Annotated in this window: 19 protein-coding genes and 1 tRNA gene; 9 read left to right on the forward strand and 11 right to left on the reverse strand. The window is 64.6% G+C overall.

Going from position 1 to position 18,641, the window contains the following annotated elements; translation table 11 throughout:
• Positions 1-23: 23 nt before the first annotated feature.
• Positions 24-887, reverse strand: coding sequence for an acyl-CoA thioesterase II (gene tesB / locus AB7290_RS01315; protein ID WP_085403106.1), 864 nt, complete (start codon positions 885-887; stop codon positions 24-26).
• 216 nt (positions 888-1,103) lie between these two features.
• On the opposite strand from tesB, the gene AB7290_RS01320 reads away from it, so the two are divergent.
• Positions 1,104-2,324, forward strand: coding sequence for a ubiquinone biosynthesis hydroxylase (locus AB7290_RS01320; protein WP_354077131.1), 1,221 nt, complete (start codon positions 1,104-1,106; stop codon positions 2,322-2,324).
• A 138-nt stretch (positions 2,325-2,462) separates the two neighbouring features.
• Here the strand turns inward: AB7290_RS01320 and AB7290_RS01325 are convergent, their stop codons facing one another.
• On the reverse strand, positions 2,463-2,660 hold the full coding sequence (locus tag AB7290_RS01325) for a Trm112 family protein (RefSeq protein ID WP_011083431.1): 198 nt from the start codon (positions 2,658-2,660) through the stop codon (positions 2,463-2,465).
• 122 nt (positions 2,661-2,782) lie between these two features.
• On the reverse strand, positions 2,783-3,313 hold the full coding sequence (locus tag AB7290_RS01330; protein WP_085403064.1) for a TetR/AcrR family transcriptional regulator: 531 nt from the start codon (positions 3,311-3,313) through the stop codon (positions 2,783-2,785).
• A gap of 106 nt (positions 3,314-3,419) precedes the next feature.
• Between AB7290_RS01330 and AB7290_RS01335 the strand changes: the two genes are divergently transcribed.
• The 3 genes from AB7290_RS01335 to AB7290_RS01345 all read left to right on the forward strand — a co-directional run bounded on the left by AB7290_RS01335 (position 3,420) and on the right by AB7290_RS01345 (position 4,903).
• Positions 3,420-3,770 (forward strand): hypothetical protein, encoded by a 351-nt coding sequence (locus AB7290_RS01335; RefSeq protein ID WP_085403062.1) that lies wholly within the window; start codon positions 3,420-3,422, stop codon positions 3,768-3,770.
• Between the two features lie 216 nt (positions 3,771-3,986).
• Positions 3,987-4,265: a PepSY domain-containing protein gene (locus AB7290_RS01340; protein ID WP_028150199.1), complete on the forward strand. Its 279-nt coding sequence runs from the start codon at positions 3,987-3,989 to the stop codon at positions 4,263-4,265.
• Between the two features lie 44 nt (positions 4,266-4,309).
• On the forward strand, positions 4,310-4,903 hold the full coding sequence (locus tag AB7290_RS01345) for a cytochrome b/b6 domain-containing protein (protein ID WP_085403061.1): 594 nt from the start codon (positions 4,310-4,312) through the stop codon (positions 4,901-4,903).
• A gap of 168 nt (positions 4,904-5,071) precedes the next feature.
• Here AB7290_RS01345 and AB7290_RS01350 read toward each other — a convergent pair whose 3' ends face one another.
• Both AB7290_RS01350 and trxA read right to left on the reverse strand, forming a co-directional pair.
• Complete coding sequence (locus AB7290_RS01350) at positions 5,072-5,749, reverse strand: LON peptidase substrate-binding domain-containing protein (RefSeq protein ID WP_085403060.1); 678 nt, start codon at positions 5,747-5,749, stop codon at positions 5,072-5,074.
• Positions 5,750-5,832: 83 nt separating this feature from the next.
• Positions 5,833-6,756 (reverse strand): thioredoxin, encoded by a 924-nt coding sequence (gene trxA / locus AB7290_RS01355; protein ID WP_085403059.1) that lies wholly within the window; start codon positions 6,754-6,756, stop codon positions 5,833-5,835.
• A 275-nt stretch (positions 6,757-7,031) separates the two neighbouring features.
• Here trxA and AB7290_RS01360 point away from each other — a divergent pair.
• The 4 genes from AB7290_RS01360 (at position 7,032) to AB7290_RS01375 (ending at position 10,627) form a co-directional block, all read left to right on the forward strand.
• Positions 7,032-7,106: transfer RNA gene (locus AB7290_RS01360), tRNA-Gly, on the forward strand.
• Between the two features lie 76 nt (positions 7,107-7,182).
• Entirely contained in the window at positions 7,183-8,169 is a 987-nt protein-coding gene (locus tag AB7290_RS01365) for an NAD-dependent epimerase/dehydratase family protein (protein ID WP_085403057.1), read from the forward strand.
• Positions 8,170-8,550: 381 nt separating this feature from the next.
• A complete protein-coding gene (locus AB7290_RS01370; RefSeq protein ID WP_085403055.1) occupies positions 8,551-9,831 on the forward strand; it encodes a PQQ-dependent sugar dehydrogenase in 1,281 nt (426 codons plus the stop codon).
• A 202-nt stretch (positions 9,832-10,033) separates the two neighbouring features.
• Positions 10,034-10,627 (forward strand): c-type cytochrome, encoded by a 594-nt coding sequence (locus AB7290_RS01375; RefSeq protein ID WP_085403054.1) that lies wholly within the window; start codon positions 10,034-10,036, stop codon positions 10,625-10,627.
• Positions 10,628-10,836: 209 nt separating this feature from the next.
• Here AB7290_RS01375 and panE read toward each other — a convergent pair whose 3' ends face one another.
• The 4 genes from panE to AB7290_RS01395 form a co-directional block, all read right to left on the reverse strand.
• Positions 10,837-11,760 carry a 2-dehydropantoate 2-reductase gene (gene panE / locus AB7290_RS01380; RefSeq protein ID WP_085403052.1) on the reverse strand — a complete coding sequence of 308 codons (924 nt, stop codon included), beginning with the start codon at positions 11,758-11,760 and terminating at the stop codon, positions 10,837-10,839.
• 113 nt (positions 11,761-11,873) lie between these two features.
• Positions 11,874-12,482 carry a 2-hydroxychromene-2-carboxylate isomerase gene (locus AB7290_RS01385; protein ID WP_085403050.1) on the reverse strand — a complete coding sequence of 203 codons (609 nt, stop codon included), beginning with the start codon at positions 12,480-12,482 and terminating at the stop codon, positions 11,874-11,876.
• Positions 12,483-12,589: 107 nt separating this feature from the next.
• Positions 12,590-13,939 carry an MATE family efflux transporter gene (locus AB7290_RS01390; RefSeq protein WP_201266217.1) on the reverse strand — a complete coding sequence of 450 codons (1,350 nt, stop codon included), beginning with the start codon at positions 13,937-13,939 and terminating at the stop codon, positions 12,590-12,592.
• An 89-nt stretch (positions 13,940-14,028) separates the two neighbouring features.
• Entirely contained in the window at positions 14,029-14,610 is a 582-nt protein-coding gene (locus AB7290_RS01395; protein WP_085403046.1) for a DUF2239 family protein, read from the reverse strand.
• 165 nt (positions 14,611-14,775) lie between these two features.
• On the opposite strand from AB7290_RS01395, the gene AB7290_RS01400 reads away from it, so the two are divergent.
• On the forward strand, positions 14,776-15,441 hold the full coding sequence (locus AB7290_RS01400) for a glutathione S-transferase family protein (RefSeq protein ID WP_028151097.1): 666 nt from the start codon (positions 14,776-14,778) through the stop codon (positions 15,439-15,441).
• 33 nt (positions 15,442-15,474) lie between these two features.
• On the opposite strand, the gene AB7290_RS01405 is transcribed toward AB7290_RS01400, so the two are convergent.
• The gene (locus tag AB7290_RS01405; protein WP_085403044.1) at positions 15,475-16,770 is read right to left on the reverse strand and encodes an MFS transporter; all 1,296 of its coding nucleotides are present in this window, start codon (positions 16,768-16,770) and stop codon (positions 15,475-15,477) included.
• Between the two features lie 97 nt (positions 16,771-16,867).
• A complete protein-coding gene (ggt, locus tag AB7290_RS01410) occupies positions 16,868-18,619 on the reverse strand; it encodes a gamma-glutamyltransferase (RefSeq protein ID WP_085403042.1) in 1,752 nt (583 codons plus the stop codon).
• Positions 18,620-18,641: the final 22 nt, after the last annotated feature.

The raw sequence follows: 18,641 nt of genomic DNA on the forward strand, positions 1-18,641 counted from the left end.
CGCGACGAACTCGCGCCTGGGCTCTAGGACTTGCGCTCGCGCACAGAACCTTCCTGCGCGACGGAGGCGACCAGCGTACCGTCGGGCTTGAAGATCGAGCCGCGGGTCAAGCCGCGGCCGCCGCGCGCGTTCGGCGAATCCTGCGCGTAAAGCAGCCATTCGTCGGCGCGGAACGGGCGGTGAAACCACATCGCGTGGTCGAGGCTCGCCGGCATCATGCGCTTGTCGAACAGCGTGCGGCCGTAGCGCGCCATGATCGCGTCGAGCAGCGAAAAATCCGAGGCGTAGGCGAGCGCGCACATGTGCAGCGCCGGATCGTCCGGCAGCTTCGCCGCGGTCCTGATCCAGACGTGAATGCGGCCATCCTCGATCTTCTGGCCGAAATAACGGCTGAGCTCGACCGGGCGCAGCTCGATCGGACGATCGGACTCGTAGTAGCGGCGGATGAACTCCGGCATCTCCTTGAACATCGGCTGCTTCGCCACCTCCTCCGCCGTGAGCTTTTCCGGGGGCGGCACGTCGGGCATCTTGTCCTGATGATCGAACGCGCTCTCCTCGTCGGTGTGGAACGAAACCATGATCGAGAAGATCGCGTTGCCGTGCTGGATCGCGGTGACGCGGCGGGTCGAATAGCTCTTGCCGTCGCGCAGGCGCTCGACCTGGTAGATGATCGGGATCTGCGGATCGCCCGGCAGGATGAAATAGCAATGCAGCGAATGCGGCAGCCGGCCCTCGACCGTGCGGCAGGCCGCAACCATCGCCTGCCCGATCACCTGGCCGCCGAACACCCGCTGCCAGCCCGTCTTCGGGCTCTTGCCGCGGAACAGATTCACCTCGAGCTGTTCGAGGTCGAGAATCGAGATCAGGTCGATCAGGCTTTTGGACATGATGGCGCTTTCGAAGGATCTCGTCATTCCCGGGCATCGTGACAGCGATGCCCCCGGAATGACGAGCCGATAACCTCTGGATTCCGGGTTCGCGCCTGTGCGCGTTCCGGAATGACGGAATGAGGCAGTTCCGCCCTTGTTTCACCGCACTGTTTCGCCCACCTCAAGTCTGCTAGCAAGGCCTGGAAAAGCCGAAGTGTGAGCTGGGAATTTGGTATGCCGGTACAGGGTAGCATTGTCATTGGTGGCGGCGCGTTTGCCGGCCTCGCGCTGGCCCTGGCGTTGCGCCAGGGGCTCGGGCCCGAGATTCCCGTCATCGTCGCCGACCCCGCGCTCGCGACCCGTCCGAGCCGCGACCCGCGCGCGACCGCGATCGTGGCCGCCTGCCGCCGCCTGTTCGAGGCCATCGGCGCCTGGGACGACGTCAGGGGCGAGGCGCAGCCGATCCTCGACATGGTCGTCACCGATTCAAAGCTGGAAGACGCCACCCGTCCGGTTTTTCTGAACTTTGCCGGCGATGTCGCGCCGGGCGAACCGTTTGCGCATATGGTCGAGAACCGCCGTTTGATCGACGCGCTGGTGGTGCGGGCCGAGGCCGAGGGCATCGATCTCCGCGCCACGACGGTCGCGTCCTATGACGCGCGCCCGGAAGGCGTCGACGTGACGCTTGGCGACGGCAGCGTGATTGCGGCAAGCCTGCTGGTCGCCGCCGATGGCGCGCGGTCGAAACTGCGCGAGCGCGCCGGCATCGTCACCCATGGCTGGGAGTACGATCAATCGGGCATCGTCGTCACCGTTGGCCATGAGCGCGATCACGACGGCCGCGCCGAGGAGCACTTCCTGCCCGCGGGTCCCTTCGCGATTCTGCCGCTCTCCGGCAAACGATCCTCGCTGGTGTGGACCGAGCGCCGCAGCGAAGCCGCGCGCATCATCGCGTTGAGCGACGAGGAGTTCCACGGCGAGCTCGAGCGCCGGTTCGGCCTGCATCTCGGCGAGGTCAAGGCGCTCGACAAGCCGCGCGCGTTCCCGCTGTCCTATTTCGTGGCGCGCTCCTTCATCGCCGAGCGTCTCGCGCTGGTCGGCGATTCCGCGCATGTCATCCATCCGATCGCGGGCCAGGGCCTCAACATGGGGCTGAAGGATGTCGCAGCACTGGCCGAAGTCGTGGTCGATGCCGCGCGGCTCGGCATGGATCTCGGCGGCGTCGACGTGCTCGAACGTTATCAGCGCTGGCGCCGCTTCGACACCATGGCGATGGGCCTTGCCACCAACTCGCTGAACTTCCTGTTCTCCAACCAGTCGACGCTGCTGCGCACGGTGCGCGACATCGGCCTCGGCCTCGTCGACCGCGCCCCGCCGCTGAAGAACCTCTTCATCCGCCAGGCCGCCGGTTTGACCGGTGAGATCCCGCGGTTGCTGAAGGGTGAGGCGTTGTAGCAATCGCGCAAGCTCTAACTCCTCATCCTGAGGAGCGCGCTTGCGCGCGTCTCGAAGGATGAAGGCCGAGGTGAGAGAGCCGGGCTTTCATGGTTCGAGACGGCGCTATCGCGCCTCCTCACCATGAGGGCCGCCCGATCAATCGATCTTGCGCGCCTCTTCCGGCAGCATGATCGGGATGCCGTCGCGGATCGGGTAGGCGAGCTTGGCGCTGCGCGAGATCAGCTCCTGCTTTGCGGAATCGAACTCCAGCGGACCCTTGGTCAGCGGGCAGACCAGGATCTCCAGCAATTTGGGATCGACGCTGGTTTCGGGGCGTTCGGTGGGAGCGTTCATTGGAGTCTCCGAAGATCGCTTGCCTCTAGCACAGAAAATCGCGGCCGCCCATTGCGCCACCAGAGCGATTTCGAGCGAAGTGGGTACCGGCTCGCATAAAGAAAACGCGTCAAAACAAGAATCTAGGCAGAGACCATCCGCATGATCTCGTCGAGCAGGCCCTGGAGCCGTGCCGCCGGCACCGGCGTGCCCGACAAGGCAAAGCCCAGGAATGTCCAGTACAGGATCTGCGCGCGCGCCTGCGCCTTCGCCGGCTCGAGCCCCCGCATCGCAAGCAGCGTCTCGATATACTCGATCCTGCGGCGGTCGATCGCGCGGACCGCGCCTTGCGCGGCCGCATCGAACGCCGCCCAGCTGCGCACGGCGCGCTCGAGGTCGAGCCGGGCGCCAAAGGATCTCCGCAGCAGCGCCTTCAGCGGCTCGTCGCCGGCGGCCTCGACGTCGGCGATGATCTGTTCGGCCGCGATCTCGCGCCAGCGCTTCAGGACATCGGCGTGGAACGCGCCGAGATCGGCGAAATGCCAATAGAAGCTGCCGCGCGAGACGCCCATGGCCCTTGCGAGCGGATCGGCTTTCAGGGCCGTGAAGCCGTTCTTGGCCAGCGCCTTCAGGCCCTGTTTGATCCAGTCGTCGGCGGAGAGTTGTTCGGTCATGACCGGTTCCGGAAATTGGCCATACACTAGTGTATTGACAGGCGGCGGGCCAGCGCCTATCTCACCATACACAACTGTATGGACGAAGCTTCAGGGAGCTGTGCCGATGCGTGATCTCTTGCTCCAGTGCTCCGGCGTCGTGGCCATTGCCGTGGCCCTCATCCATGGTGTTCTCGGCGAGACCAAGGTCTTTGCCCGCGCCCGCATCGAGCCGGAACGGCTCCGCACCCTGATTCGCCTGGTCTGGCAGGCCTCGACCGTCGCCTGGATCGGTGGTGGTGTGCTCCTGATCGCGGCGCCCTGGATGGAATCGGAGCTGGCACGCCGCTGGATCGTCGTCACCATGGTCTGTGTGTTCGGTTTCTCGGCTGTCGCCAACGCGTGGGCCACGCGCGGCCGCCATTTCGGCTGGATGGCGCTCAGTGCCGTCGTTGCGATGGCGGTTGCCGGCTATTGAGGTGCCGCGCACAGAATGCCGGCCGTCAAACCGTGAGGCGTAAGGCCGCAGCGGCAGCTGAAATGCCTGCTGCCTACGGAGCCAACTGATCTTTTCCGGATCGTTAGAATAACTCTAAAGCCATCCGCGTCCAAACCGGATTGACTTCATCATCGCCTTTGCTTCCCTCGCTCCCGCTTCGCGCCACGCGCGCACACGACAGAGGAGGAGACGTTCGTGAAGGTCATTCGTGTTGTTGCAATTGCACTGACGGTCGGCATGGGTATGAGCTCGGCGGCCATGGCCGACGGGTTCAAGGATTGCACCAAGCTCGACAAGGCGTCGTGGAAGCCGGCCGCCGAAGCCGAAGCCAAGGCCAAGGCGCTGGGTTACGAAGTGCGGCGCTCCAAGATCGAAGGCTCGTGCTATGAGGTCTACGGCGTCAAGGAAGGCAAGCTCTACGAGCTGTTCTACAGCCCGGAAGATCTTAGCCTGAAGAAGACGGTTGCCAAGTAAGGTTTCAAGCAAGGTCTTGAGCAAGGCTTGAGGATAGTCACGGCTTGATCGACGAAGCGGTGCCAGAAACGCGCGGGGCGTCCGACGGGACCCCCGCGGATCGAACGGCTTCGCGGACGGTCGCAGTCTGGGACCTCCCGCTACGCCTCTGGCACTGGGCCCTTGCGGTCAGCATCTTGGCCGCGTGGTTCACGCCCACCGTCTACGATACCCTTCACCGCATCGTCGGCTATACGGTGCTCGGGCTTCTCGCCTTCCGCCTGGTCTGGGGTTTTTGGGGAAGCCGCTATTCGCGCTTCCGCATGGTCGGCGTCCGGCTTCGGGTCGCGCCACACTATCTCTGGAATCTACGCCGCGGCATGACCGGCCGCTATATCGGCCTCAATCCAGCCGGCACCTTGATGCTGGTAGCGCTGCTGCTGGCGATCGCCATCTCGGCCATCACGGGGGCGATGTCGGTGACCGTCACCTTCTTCGGCCTGTGGTGGGTCGAGGATACCCACGCGATAGCATCCGACGCCGTCATCGTGCTGGCCGTGGTACACGTGCTGGGCGTCGTGCTGATGGGGCTTCTCCAGCGCGAGAACCTGATCCGCGCGATGTTCACCGGACGCAAGCGCATCCGCCATCATCAATAGGGTTTTTGAGGCGGCGCTCTCTCCTCGTCATGGCCGGGCTTGTCCCGGCCATCCACGTTCTTTTGTGCCTCTCAGACGTGGATGCCCGGGTCATCGGCGAGCGAAGCGACGCCGTCCTTCGGACGGCTATGCCCGGGCATGACGGAGCGTGACGCGGCAGCGCGCCCCTCACTGCAACGGCGGATCGCCGCTGGTGCGCTTCTTGGCGAGATCCATCTCGGTCACCGCGATCAGGATTTCGGCGCGGGTCTTCAAATCCGGCGCCTCCAGCATGGCCTGCTTTTCCGCGGGGCCATAGGGCGACATCATCGCCAGCGCGTTGACGAGCGCTTCGTTGGGCGCGCTCTCGACGCCTTCCCAGTCGACCTTGAGATTGTTGGCCTTCAGGAAATCCGCCAGCACGGTCAGCAGCGCCTCGCGATCGACCTCGTCCTCGCCCATGCGCGCGGTGAAGTCGTCGAGGAAGGTGAAGAAGTCCACCTTGCACTGGCGGTAGGCGGTCAGCACTTCGAGCTCCTTGACCACCTTGAAGCGCGAGACGCCGGTGAGCTCGAGGAGGTAGCGGCCGTCGCCGGATTCGGCGAGCTGGGTGATGCGGCCGACGCAGCCGACGCGGAACAGCGCCGGCCTGTCGGAATTCTTCGGCGAGTGCGCGACGTCGGGCTGGATCATGCCGATCAGGCGATGGCCGTCGCGCAAGGAATCGTCGACCATCGAAAGGTAGCGCGGCTCGAAGATGTTGAGCGGCATCTGGCCGCGCGGCAGCAAAAGCGCGCCCGGCAGCGGAAATACCGGAACGATCTCCGGCAGGTCGGCGGGGCCGCGATATTCGATGTTGATCGGCATCTGGACCCCGCTAGACTCGCTAGAGCATGATCCGGAAAAGTGTGAAGCGGCTTTCCGACAAGATCATGCTCCAACAATAACCCTTACGAAAACAGGATCGTCGACAAGCGCTTTCGTCCCTCGACGGTAGCATCATCCGTGCCACCCCAGGCCTCGAAGAATTGCACGAGCTGCTTGCGGGCGCCGTCGTCGTTCCACTTGCGGTCGCGCTTGATGATCGCCAGCAACTGCTCGGTGGCCGCCGCCCGGTTGCCTTGCGCATTCAGCGCGGTCGCAAGGTCGAAGCGAGCCTGGTGATCGAGCGGGTCTGCGGCGACTTTCTGTTCCAGCTCGGCCACCGGCCCCAGCTGCTCCGCCTGCTCGGCGAGATCGATCGCGGTCTGCACGGCTTTCACGGCGGGGTCGTTGCGCTTCGATTCCGGCACCATCGCCAGCGTCTGCTTGGCCTGCTCCATCGCGCCGGAGACGGCGTAGCATTTCGCGAGTCCGGCAAGGGCCGCGATGTTGGTCGAATCGTGCTGCAGCACCTCGGCATAGATCTGCGCCGCGGCGGCGGCGTCCCCCTCGGCGAGCACCGCCTCGGCCTCTTGCAGGATCTCGGCGATATTGGGCTCGCCCGGCGCCGTCACGCCCTTGGTCACCTTTTCGATGAAGGCGTTGACCTGGCTCTCCGGCACGGCGCCCATGAAGCCGTCGGCCGGCTGGCCGTTGACGAAGGCGATCACGGCCGGGATCGACTGGATGCCCATCTGGCCCGGGATCGCCGGATGCTGGTCGATGTTCATCTTGACCAGCTTGACCTTGCCCTTGGCCGCTTTGACCGCCTTTTCCAGCACGGGCGTGAGCTGCTTGCAGGGGCCGCACCACTCCGCCCAGAAGTCGATCAGAACCGGCTGGCGCTTCGATTCCTCGATGACGTCCTTCACGAAGGTCTGGGTGGTGGTGTCCTTGATCAGATCGGCCGCGGCCGCGCCCGCCGCTCCGTTACCCTGGTCGATGATCGTCACGGGATCCCCTCGTCTGATGTCTGGAATGGCGGCTCTTTAGCACGTCGCCAAATCATATGCTTCGTTGTCGGCTCCTAGATTGGGCCGAATGGGCCGAATTTCAATCCATCAGGGCCGATTCGCCGGTTCCGGGGCGCTTTCGGGCGATTTGGCCGCATTCGGGGTCCATATGGGCCCTTCAATTGCGAATCTATGCTGCCGGTAGCTGTTGCATTCGCCGCCCGCTTTTGGCATACGACAGCCGTTGCCGGCGCGTCACGCGACCGACACAGGATGCGGGTGTAGCTCAGTGGTAGAGCACGACCTTGCCAAGGTCGGGGTCGAGGGTTCGAGCCCCTTCGCCCGCTCCAACTTTTCCCAAAGCATCCAGCCAAACCGGGTCGGGCCGTGGTTTTCCACGCCGCTGGCGGCTGTATTGGGTCTCAAATGACAATTCTGGTCACGGGCAGCGCGGGCCACCTTGGGGAGGCCGTTCTCCGTATGCTCCGGGGACGCAGTTTCCCCGCGCGCGGGATCGATCTGAAGCCATCGCCCTTCACCGATGCCGTCGGCTCGATCGTCGATTCCGACTTCGTGCGGCGCCAGATGGAGGGCGTCACCGCCGTGATCCACACCGCGACGCTGCACAAGCCGCATGTGGCGACCCACGGCAAGCAGGATTTCGTCGACACCAACGTCACCGGCACGCTCAATCTGCTCGAGGCGGCCGTAGCCGCCGGCTTGCGCAGCTTCGTCTTCACCAGCACCACCAGCGCATTCGGTTCGCAGCTTCGACCCGAGGCCGGACAGGCCGCGGTGTGGGTCACCGAGGATCTGGCGCCGGTGCCGAAGAACATCTACGGCACCACGAAGCTGATGGCCGAGACGCTGTGCGAGCTGTTCTTTCGCGAGCGCGGCCTGCCCGTCGTGATCTTGAGGACCTCGCGCTTCTTCCCTGAGGACGATGACGATCCGGCGATGCGCTCGGCTTACCCGCTGGACAACGCACAGGCCAATGAGCTGCTCTATAGACGGCTGGATATAGCGGACGCGGTGAGCGCCCATCTGCTCGCCGTCGAGCGCGCGCCGAAGATCGGTTTTGCCCGTTACATCATCTCCGCCACGAGCCCGTTCGAGCCCCGTCATCTCGCGGCGCTCGCGCGCGACGCGGCCGGTGTCGTGCGCGAGCTCTACACTGATTGCGCGCAGCTCTATGCGGCACGCGGATGGCGGCTATTCCCCGAGATCGACCGCGTCTATGTCAACGACCGTGCGCGGCACGAGCTAGGCTGGCGGCCCGAATTCGACTTCGCGCATGTCCTGAACAGCCTGCGTGAGGGCACGGACTTTCGTAGCACGCTGGCGCGCGCGATCGGGTCGAAAGGTTATCACGACACTGTATTCGACGACGGACCCTATCCCGTCGCCCCGTAATCGCCGTCTTTGCCGTTTTGCTCGACGCATCAAATATCTGCCCGGCGTCACCGGGAGCAGACCGGGCTGAGCCGTTCTACTGTGCATGGGGTTGTTTTCGCAATTTTGTGCGACCGCCCCTCCTGCTGCCTGCAAATCAGTCACGCGCCATTTTTTGATTCCGCGTTGCAGCGAGACCGCGATCGTCGCCGAGCAAATCTTCGTGGCATTCAGTCTCAATTTCTATTGAGTCTGACTGCAGTGCTCCCGACGCGCTTCTCACCGTCCGCAGATGTGCTAACCTTTTTGCGTCTGTCGTCCTGACAGAGTCCGAACTTCGCCTCTCGACTAGCAAAACAAAATAACGTGCAGCCCTGACGGCTGCCTTAGGGGAGTGACGTGATGAAATTCCATCAATCCGTCTTTCAATCCGTCCTGGCGCTTGCGGCGGTTGCCCTTCTCGCGGGGACAAGCGCAGTCAGCGCACAACAGCAGGACAAGAACCGCCAGCTGAAGAAATACGAATCCGGCACCAAGGAGTTCTGGACCCATCCGCCGGATGACTGGTTCCTCGGCGACGAGACCGAGGCGCAGAAGGGCCTCGCGCCGCCGTCGGGCCCGCCGACCGGCGCGTCGGAGGCCGAGCTCGCCGCGATGATGAAGAAGATCAAGCTGCCGGCCGGCTTCAAGATCGAAGTCTATGCGCCCGGCGTTCTCGCCGCGCGGCAGATGGCCTGGGGTGACAAGGGCACGCTGTTCGTTGGCTCGTTCGGCCTCGGCAACGTCTATGCCATCAAGGACAACAACGGAAAGAAAGAGGTCAAGACCATCCTGAAGGGGCTGAACATGCCCACCGGTCTCGCCTTCAAGGATGGCGCGCTCTACGTCATCGCGGTCGACAAGCTGATCCGTTACGACAACGCCGAAGCCAATCTCGACAAGCTCGGTGACGGCAAGGTCGTCTATGATGACATGCCCTCCTATGCCGCGCATGGCTGGAAGTACATCGCGGTCGACAAGGAAGGCTGGTTCTACCTGCCGTTCGGACCGCCCTTCAACGTCGGCGTGCCCCCGACCAGTGTCTCGCAGATCCGCCGCGTCGATCCCAAGACCGGCAACGCCGAAATCTATGCGCTCGGCGTTCGCAACTCGGTCGGCGGCGACGTCGATCCGCGCACCGGCAAATACTGGTTCACCGAGAACGCGCGCGACTGGATCAGCGACGATCTGCCCTCAGACAAGCTGAACATGATCTCGAAGATCGGCGAGCATTTCGGCTATCCCTACTGCCACCAGGGCGACCTGCTGGATACGAAGTTCGCGATGGGTCACAAGTGCTCCGAGTTCACGCCGCCCGTGCTGAACCTCGGCGCGCATGTCGCTCCGCTCGGTATGAAGTTCTATACCGGCGATCAATTCCCCGCCGAGTACAAGAATAACATCCTGATCGCCGAGCATGGCTCCTGGAATCGTCACAAGTACCAGGGCGGCAATATCACGCGCGTGATCGTCGGCCCCGACGGCAAGAACGCCAAGAAGGAGGTGTTCGCCTCCGGTTGGATCGAGGGTGACCAGGGCTATCTCGGCCGTCCCAACGACATCATCCTCGCCAAGGACGGCTCGATCCTCGTCGCCGACGACTGGGCCGGCGCGATCTATCGCATCAGCTACAGCAAGAAGTAGCGTAAGACGACACGAGGCTGCGACCGGATGACGGTCGCAGCCTCTTTTGTTTGTGACAGGCTTGCAGCGGAACGCGTTCGTCATGCCCGGACTTGATCCGGGCATCCATCAAACGAGAAACCTCTTTGCAAACGGGATGGATTGCCGGGCCTACGCCAAGCAGGCGGGTCAAGCCCGGCAATGACAGTCGGAGAAATCAGCCATGCGAGCCGTTCGGTTTGGAATTCTGTCTGTGACGCTATCGCTCGCGGCACTTGCATTCGTCCGAGCTCAGGCCGCCGATAATGCCGCGATCCAGGAGAAGGCCGCCGTCTGCTCCGGCTGTCACGGCGAGAACGGCATTTCGCAGACGGAGAACATCCCCTCGCTGGCCGGCCAGCCTGATCAATTCATCCAGTGGCAGCTCGTGTTCTTCCGCGCCGGCTCGCGCAAGAACGACCAGATGCAGCCGATCGCCGAGGAGATCACCAACGAGGACATCCGCAATTTCGGCGCCTATTTCGCACAGATGACGCCGCCGAAGGCCGCGGAAGACGCGGATCCGGACCTGTCCAAAAAGGGCGCGCAAGTTGCCGTCGGCCGCCGCTGCGCCTCGTGCCATACGGATAGCTTTGCCGGCACCAAGGCCGTCGCGCGGCTCGCCGGCCAGCGCGAGGAATACCTGGTCAAGGCACTGCACGACTACAAGAGCAGCCAGCGCGTCGGCGGCGGCGGCGCTGCGATGGCCGATGTCGCCTATCACATGAGCGATGAGGAAATCACTGCCGTCTCGCACTATCTCGCGTATTTCAAGTAACGCGGAGTCGTTGCGGCGAACGCCGCTGTCGTCCCGGGGCGCGACGAAGTCGCGAGCTACGATGCGCAATTGCGCATCTGAGGACCCATAGCCACAGGATCAAGTTTGGCGAAGACTCGTGGTGACCAGCTCGCGTCATAACCACTCCCTGTGGTTATGGGTCCCGGGCTCGCGTTGCGCGCGCCCCGGGACGACAGTTGAGCGTGCGGTCAGCCCGCCCGCTGCCTCTCATACGCCTTCAGATGCGTATACGCGATGCGCAGCTTCGGCACCGGCACCTTGGCGGCGTCGGCGCGCGCGATGAGGTCGCCGATGACGTGATCGGCCTCGACCGGCAGGCCCGCCTTGATGTCGCGGAACATGGATGCCGTCATCGGCGATCCCTCGGTGGTGAGGTTGCCCTTCACGCGCTCGAAGAACGGGCCGCCCGGCGTGTAGCCCGACGCGGTGGCGATCGCGCTGGTCTCGTCCAGCATGCCGAGCAAAAAGTCCCGGCCGCCGGGGGCCGCGAGGATGTTGCCGACGGAGGTGCGCATCAGGCTGGTGCTTGCGGCGAGCGAAGACAGGAACACCCACTTCTCCCACATGTCCTGCATGATGTTCTGGCTGGCGGCGGCGCCATTGATACCGCTCTTGAAGGCCTCGTCGATCGCCTTGACCCGGTCCGAGAGCTTGCCGTCGCGCTCGCCGTAACTGAGCGACTGCATCGGCTGGAGCTGCACCACTTCGCGCTTCTCGTTCAGGGTTGCCGCGATGGCGCAGAGGCCGCCGAGCACGCGCTCCTTGCCGAATTTTTCGTCGAGCGTGTCGAGATGCTTCATGCCGTTGAGCATGGGGATGATCGCGGTATCAGGCCCGACCGCGGCCGCGAACGACTTGATGGCGTCGTCGAGGTCGAACGCCTTGCAGCTCAACAGCACGACGTCGAATTTGTCCTTGAGCGCATCGGCCTGAACGGTCGACGGATTCTTCAGCGTCACGTCGCCGTTCGGGCTCTTGATGACGAGGCCCGCGCTCGCCAGCTCGCTGGCGCGCCGCGGCCGGACCAGGAAGGTGACGTCGCGGCCGGCCTGTAACAGCCTGCCACCAAAATAGCCGCCGATGGCGCCGGCACCGACCACGAGGATACGCATGGGATTGTCCTTATTGTTGCTATTGGCGGTTTATCTATAGTCGTCATTGCGAGCGAAGCGAAGCAATCCAGAATCCTACCGCGATCACATTCTGTCGCCGGAGAACGAACGGACTACTTCTCCAGCACCATCTCCTCGACCTCGCGCAGCTGCTCCTTGCCGAAGAACATCTCGTTACCGACGAAGAAGGTGGGCGAGCCGAACGCACCGCGGGCAACGGCGTCCTCGGTGTTCTTGATCAGCTTGCCCTTGACCTCGGGCTCCTGGGCACGCGCGAACAGTTTTTGGGGATCGAGGCCGGAGGACGCCAGCGCCTTCGCCGCGACTTCCGGGTCGTCCATCTTCTTCGGCTCGCGCCACATGTGGTGGAAGGCGGCCTCGACATACTTTTCGAACACGCCCTCCGCCTGTGCCGCGATCGCGGTACGCATCAGGTTCAGCGTATTGACCGGGAAGAACGGATTCATGACATAGGGCTGGACCTTGAAGCGCTTGACGAAGCGCTCGGTCTCGACCGCCTGGAATTCGCGCTTGTTCTTGATGCCGGCGAGCGTTTCGGCCGGCGACTTGTTGTTGGTCGACTTGAAGATGCCGCCGAGCAGGATCGGCACGTACTCGAATTTGACGCCGATGCGCTGCTCGATCGCCGGGATCGCGAGATGACTGAGATAGGCGTTCGGGCTGCCGAAATCGAACAGGAATTGCGGGGCTGTGCGGGTCAAAATCGTTCTCCCTGACTTGGCTTTTGATCTGGCTTTTCATCCATTGTGGCGCAGGGCGCGCCACGGGTCCACCGTTTAATGATGGTCATAATATCTTGATGATCCGGTCAGATCAGACGCTGGATCGCGCGCCTGCGCCACACCGTGAGGTAATAGCCCATCTGCAAAACGAACATGGCGCAGAACACGATCGGATAGGCGGCCCACACACCTTTCAGGCCGATCGTGCGGCTCAGGATCACAGCGGCCGGCAGCTCGATCGCGACAATGGCGAAGATCGAGAGCAGCATTGGCGTCAAGGCGACGCCGGCCGCGCGCATGGCTCCGGAAAACACGGTGGCCAAGCCGAACGGCACCGAGCTCCACAGCGCGATGTGAAGCAGTCCCCCGGCGAGGTCGAGTACGGCACTGTCGGTGATGAAGAGGCCGAGCACGGCCCGCGGCGCCAGATAGATCAGCCCCACCAGCCCGCCGGTCAGGACGATGTTGAACATGAGGCCGGTGCGCACGATGCCATCGAGCAGCGTCCTGTCGCCGCCGCCGATGGCCTGTGCGCCGAGGATCGAGACCGCGATCGAAATCGACATTGCCGTGAACTGCGTGTAGCCCATCACCTGGTTGACCGCGCCATACGCGGCAGTGGCATCCGATCCAAAGCCGTTGACGAGCCCGAGCAGCACCAGCTCGGCGATCGCCATCACCACCATGCCGACCGCGCTCGGCAGTCCGATGCCGAGGATCTTTCCGAGCACGGCACGATTGAGCCGCAGATGACGCAGCAACGCGGCATCCGGTGCCAGTGCATGCTTCGTCCGCAGCAGATAGACGGCCAGTGCGAGCAGCGTCAGCGCGTTGGCAACCGCGGCCGCCCAGGCCGGACTGGTGATTCCGGCGGCAGGTATCCCGAACGCGCCGCGGATCAGCATCGGCGTCAGGATCAGTCCGATGGTGGTCGACAAGGCCAGCGCCAGCAGCGGCGTCACGGCATCACCGACGCCGCGGATCATCGCCGTCATCAGCAGGAAGACGAAGCCGAGCGGCATGGTGAGCAGCATGATGCGCGCATAGGCACTCGCCTGGTCGCGGATGTCCGCTGGCGTCGCGAGCATCGTCATCAGTTGCCGGCTGAAGAAGCCGCCGACCAATGCAACCGAAAGCGAGAGCAGCAGGCCGATCGCGAGCGTCGTGCCGACGACGATCCTGATCCTGCCGTGCTCGCCCGCGCCAAAGGCCTGGCCGATCAGCACCGTGGCACCGGTGCTCAGGCCCATGACGAAGGCGAACAGGAAGAACACCACCGGGAAGAACGCCGACACCGCGGCGAGCGCGTCGACGCCGATCATCTGGCCGAGATAGACGTTGCTGACGGTCCCGAACAGCGATTGCAGCGCGTTGCTCAGCACCAGCGGTGCGAGGAAGCGGAGGAATGTCGTCCAGAGCGGTTTTGGCGCGGACATGGATAGGCCTTTCATCAGGGCGTGCGAAGCCGTTGCCGCGCGATGCACGCGCGGCTCGGCCGTCGATGGGGTGAGAGAAAGTGCTGCGCCTAAGCGCGGTCGCTGTAGGCGAGCTTGACGATGTGGTCGCGGACGTCGACCGGCCAGTCGGCGATCAGTCCGGTGAAGCGCCGCCGGTCATCGGCGAACAGGGCGCGCGAAGCTTCCTCGAACTGCGGCAGATTACCCGCCATGGTCGACATGAAGTGATAGGCCGCATCGCGGGCCTGCCGCTCGCGGTCCTTGTCGCCGCTTACGCGTCTTGCCTCGTCGACGAGCTTTCGCAGCGCGACCGAGGCGCCGCCCGGCTGGGCTCCGAGCCACTCCCAGTGCCGCGGCAGCAGCGTCACCTCGCGCGCGACCACGCCGAGCTTGGGCCGGCCGCGCCCGCGCGGCTCGCTCGGTGGCGCGGTCTCCTCAACCGGCGGCGGGACAAGCTTCGCCACCCGCGCCAGCACCTCGCGATCCCCGCCGCGCAGATCGAAGTCGATCGGTCGGCCCGTGCTGTCCTCGAAGATGATGATGGGCTCGTCCGGCGGTGGCGTGATCCGCTTGACGACCAGCGCGACCTCTCCCGCTGGCCCGGACGCAAGGCGGCGGTGGCCCTGGAACGCTGTGAAAGTCCGTTGCATTGAAATCATTGCCATATTGATGACGTTGGCCTTTTAATATCCGGGTAAATTGCTGGCGTCAATATACCCGGGTGAAATTATCCGTCTGGATGGCTCGACATTGTGTTCCCGGGCTGGCACGAACGGCGCGGCCGACCGACCACGCCTAGCCTGGGGACCTCAACGATGCTGACCGTTCACCACCTCAACAATTCCCGCTCGCAGCGGGTGCTGTGGCTGCTCGAGGAGTTGGGCGTGCCCTACGAGATCGTGCGCTATCAGCGCCAGCCGGACATGCGCGCGCCGAAGGAGCTGCGCGCCATCCATCCGCTCGGCAAGTCGCCCGTCATCACCGACAACGGCAACACCATCGCCGAGTCAGGCGCGATCATCGAATACCTCATCGCCACCTACGGCAACGGCCGGCTGATTCCGCCGCCGAACACGCCGGAGCGGCTGCGCTTCACCTATTGGCTGCACTATGCGGAGGGCTCGGCGATGCAGCCGCTGCTGCTCAAGCTGCTGTTCACGCTGATGCCGAAGCGCGCACCCGCGCTGCTTCGCCCGCTGGTGCGCAAGGTCTCGAACCAGGCGCTCACCGCGCTGGTCAATCCGCAGCTCAAGCAGCACATGGATTATTGGGAAGGCGAGCTCGGCAAGAGCGAGTGGTTCGCCGGCAGCGAATTCACCGCCGCCGATATCCAGATGAGCTTCCCGCTCGAAGCCGCGCAAGCGCGCGGCGGGCTCGAGCTCGGCCATCCCAAGGCGATGGCATTCCTGGAGCGCATCCACGCGCGGCCGGCCTACGCCAGAGCGCTGGAAAAGGGCGGGCCGTATCAGGTGGGACGGTAAGTTTCCTCACCGCCCCGGGGTGATAACGCCGGATTAGTCCGCGTGCAGCACGCGCCCGCGCGTCTCCGGCAGCGCGAAGGCGGCAATGAAGAACAGCACGTAAGCCACCACCGCGAACATCGCGATCGCGTTGGCGAGCGACGTCGTCGCCGAGAGCGCGCCGACCAGGAATGGAAACAGCGCGCCGATGCCGCGGCCGAAATTGTAGCAGAAGCCCTGGCCGGAGCCGCGCAGCCGCGTCGGATAGAGCTCGGTCAGGAACGCGCCGATCCCTGAGAAATAGCCCGAGGCGAAGAAGCCCAGCGGGAAGCCGAGCACCCACAGGATCTCGTTGGTCAGCGGCAGCTGCGTGTAGAGCAGCACCACGGCCATGGCGCCGATCGAGAAGATCAGGAACAGATTGCGCCTGCCGATGCGATCCGCGAGCCAGGCCCCGACGAGATAGCCGATGAAAGAGCCGATGATCAGCGTCGAGAGATAACCGGTCGAACCGACGATCGACAGGTGCCGCTCCTTGGTCAGGAACTGCGGCACCCAGAAGGTGACGGCGTAGTAGCCGCCCTGGCAGCCGGTCGCCATCAGCGAGGCCAGGATCGTGGTCTTCAGGATCGGGCCGGAGAAGATTTCCCAGAGCGCAGGACGATCGCCGCTCGCTGCCTGCTTGGCGCGCGCTTCCACCGCGATCTCCGGCTCGGTGACGGAGCGGCGGATGTAGAACACCAGCAGCGCCGGCAGTGCGCCGATCACGAACATCCAGCGCCACGCCGTCTCCGGCGGCAAAGCCGAGAACAGGATTGCCTGCGACAGCACCGCGAGACCCCAGCCGACCGCCCAGCCTGACTGCACCGAGCCGACTGCGCGTCCACGATATTGCGGCCGGATCGCCTCGCCCATCAGCACGGCGCCGGCCGCCCACTCGCCGCCGAAGCCGAGGCCGAGCACGGCGCGTGCGATCAGGAGCTGGTCGAAATTCTGCACGACCGCGCAGACCAGCGAGAAGAACGAGAACCAGATGATGGTGATCTGGAGCGTCCTGACACGTCCGATATGATCGGAGAGATAGCCGCCGAGCCAGCCGCCGATCGCGGAGGCCAGCAGCGTCACGGTGCCGGCGAGTCCGGCCGAGGCCGCATCGACCTTCCACAGCGCGATGATGGTGCCGATCACCAGCGGATAGATCATGAAGTCCATGCCGTCGAGCGCCCAGCCCGCCGCGCAGGCCCAGAACGTCCGTCGCTCCGGCGCGTTCATGTCGCGATAGAAGGCGAGAAGGCTGGTGTCTTCGATCTCCGCGCGCTCAATGCGCTGGGTCGGATCGGCTGTGCTCATGTGCGTTTCCCCGGCGGTCCCTTGAAGCTGCGCGGTGGTAGCACGCACGGCAGCCCGCGCAAGCAGGCGCGCGCTGCCGTGCCATGCAACGGCGAGACTACTGTCCCGCGGCCTCCGCGCCGCGGGTACGCGGATCGGGCGCGCCGAGTGGACCGTTCGGCGTCACCAGAATCGAATTGGCCGAGGTCTGTCCCATCGGCTCGACGATGAGGTGATCCATCGCCTTCAGCTCGAACAGCACATTGCCGGGAAAGCCGCTCTCGACGCGCACCTCGTCCGGCAGCCATTGATGGTGCAGCCGTGGCGCAGCGACGGCGGCGGCAACATCCATCTTGTAGTCGAGCACGTTGACGATGACCTGGAGCACGGTCGAGATGATGCGGCTTCCGCCGGGCGAGCCCGTCACCAGCACCGGCTTGCCGTCCTTGAGCACGATGGTCGGGGACATGGAGGACAACGGCCGCTTGCCGGGTCCGGGCAGATTGGGCTCGAAGCCGACGAGGCCGTAGGCGTTGGAAGCGCCGACCGCGGCGGTGAAATCGTCGAGCTCGTTGTTGAGCAGCACGCCGGTTCCGTCGGCAACGAGGCCGACGCCATAGCTGAAATTGAGCGTGGTGGTGTTGCTGACGGCATTGCCGCCGGCGTCGACGACGGAAAAGTGCGTGGTGTTGGTGCCCTCGCGCGGCGCGGGAGGGGCGGAGACGAGCTGCTTCGACGGCGTGGCGCGCTCCGTGGAGATGCCGGCGCGCAGCTTGGCGGCGTAGTCCTTGGCAGTGAGCGTGTCGATCGGCGCATTGACGAAGGCGGGATCGCCGAGATAGCGCGCACGATCCGCATAGGCGCGCTTCATGGCTTCGATCAGCAGATGCAGCGAGGCCGGCGACCCCTGTTTCAGATCGGCCAGCTGAAAGCCCTCGAGGATGTTGAGCGTCTCCACCAGCACCACGCCGCCGGAGGACGGCAGCGGCATCGAGACAATGTCGTAGCCGCGATAGGTGCCGTGCACCGGGGCACGGATCACCGCCTGATAGGATTTCAGATCGGCCGGCGTCATGATGCCGCCGGCGTCAGTCACGGCCTTGGCGAGCTTGTCCGCGACCGGCCCCTCATAGAAACCGCGCGGCCCCTGTGCGGCGACGGCCGACAGCGTTTCGGCGAGATCACTCTGCACCAGCCTGTCGCCTTCGCCGAGCGGTGTGCCGTCGGGGCGCGAGAAGATCTTGGCCGACGACGGCCAGCGCGCCAGCCGCCGGTGCCAACCCGGCAGCGTGTCGGCAAGGTCGTCGGTGACGACAAAACCGTCGCGGGCGAGCCCAATCGCGGGCTCGAGCAGCTGTGCCAGCGTGAACCGGCCCGAGCCGTATTTTTCCAAGGCCAGCACAAGACCTGCGACGGTGCCGGGCACGCCGACGCCGAGCGCGGAATCCCGCGACTTCGCCGCATCGGGCTTGCCGTCAGCGCCGAGGAAGATCTGCGGGGTGGTCGCAGCCGGCGCGGTCTCGCGATAGTCGATCGTGATGTCTTCGTTGCGCTCGGCCGAATGGATCACCATGAATCCGCCGCCGCCGATATTGCCGGCGCGCGGATACGTCACGGCCATCGCAAAGCCGGTGGCGACCGCGGCATCGACCGCGTTGCCGCCGCGGCGCAGGATGTCGGCGCCGACTTGCGCCGATATCTTTTCCTGCGCCACCACCATGCCGTGCTCGGACGGAACGGCGTGCACCGTGTCGAGCGCGGGTGGGACATAGGCTCGCCGCGCATCCTGTGCGGTGGCAGACGAAAAACCAAACGCCAGAGTGGCAATGAAGGCGAAAAATGTCCGCCGTGTCGGATATGACGACATCATCAAGCTTCCGTCGCGGCCTCAG

The organism is Bradyrhizobium sp. 613_E4_N2_2, from assembly GCF_052075995.1.
Lineage (GTDB): Bacteria > Pseudomonadota > Alphaproteobacteria > Rhizobiales > Xanthobacteraceae > Bradyrhizobium > Bradyrhizobium barranii.

Excerpts from the sequence above, each read along its gene's own strand:
- AB7290_RS01405 (WP_085403044.1), bottom strand. The coding sequence starts at position 16,770 with ATGAGCACAGCCGATCCGACCCAGCGCATTGAGCGCGCGGAGATCGAA.
- AB7290_RS01325 (WP_011083431.1), bottom strand. The coding sequence starts at position 2,660 with ATGAACGCTCCCACCGAACGCCCCGAAACCAGCGTCGATCCCAAATTG.
- AB7290_RS01330 (WP_085403064.1), bottom strand. The coding sequence starts at position 3,313 with ATGACCGAACAACTCTCCGCCGACGACTGGATCAAACAGGGCCTGAAG.
- AB7290_RS01350 (WP_085403060.1), bottom strand. The coding sequence starts at position 5,749 with ATGCCGATCAACATCGAATATCGCGGCCCCGCCGACCTGCCGGAGATC.
- AB7290_RS01400 (WP_028151097.1), top strand. The coding sequence starts at position 14,776 with ATGCTGACCGTTCACCACCTCAACAATTCCCGCTCGCAGCGGGTGCTG.
- ggt (WP_085403042.1), bottom strand. The coding sequence starts at position 18,619 with ATGATGTCGTCATATCCGACACGGCGGACATTTTTCGCCTTCATTGCC.
- AB7290_RS01335 (WP_085403062.1), top strand. The coding sequence starts at position 3,420 with ATGCGTGATCTCTTGCTCCAGTGCTCCGGCGTCGTGGCCATTGCCGTG.
- AB7290_RS01395 (WP_085403046.1), bottom strand. The coding sequence starts at position 14,610 with ATGCAACGGACTTTCACAGCGTTCCAGGGCCACCGCCGCCTTGCGTCC.
- AB7290_RS01370 (WP_085403055.1), top strand. The coding sequence starts at position 8,551 with ATGAAATTCCATCAATCCGTCTTTCAATCCGTCCTGGCGCTTGCGGCG.
- tesB (WP_085403106.1), bottom strand. The coding sequence starts at position 887 with ATGTCCAAAAGCCTGATCGACCTGATCTCGATTCTCGACCTCGAACAG.
- AB7290_RS01390 (WP_201266217.1), bottom strand. The coding sequence starts at position 13,939 with ATGTCCGCGCCAAAACCGCTCTGGACGACATTCCTCCGCTTCCTCGCA.
- AB7290_RS01375 (WP_085403054.1), top strand. The coding sequence starts at position 10,034 with ATGCGAGCCGTTCGGTTTGGAATTCTGTCTGTGACGCTATCGCTCGCG.
- AB7290_RS01365 (WP_085403057.1), top strand. The coding sequence starts at position 7,183 with ATGACAATTCTGGTCACGGGCAGCGCGGGCCACCTTGGGGAGGCCGTT.
- AB7290_RS01320 (WP_354077131.1), top strand. The coding sequence starts at position 1,104 with ATGCCGGTACAGGGTAGCATTGTCATTGGTGGCGGCGCGTTTGCCGGC.
- panE (WP_085403052.1), bottom strand. The coding sequence starts at position 11,760 with ATGCGTATCCTCGTGGTCGGTGCCGGCGCCATCGGCGGCTATTTTGGT.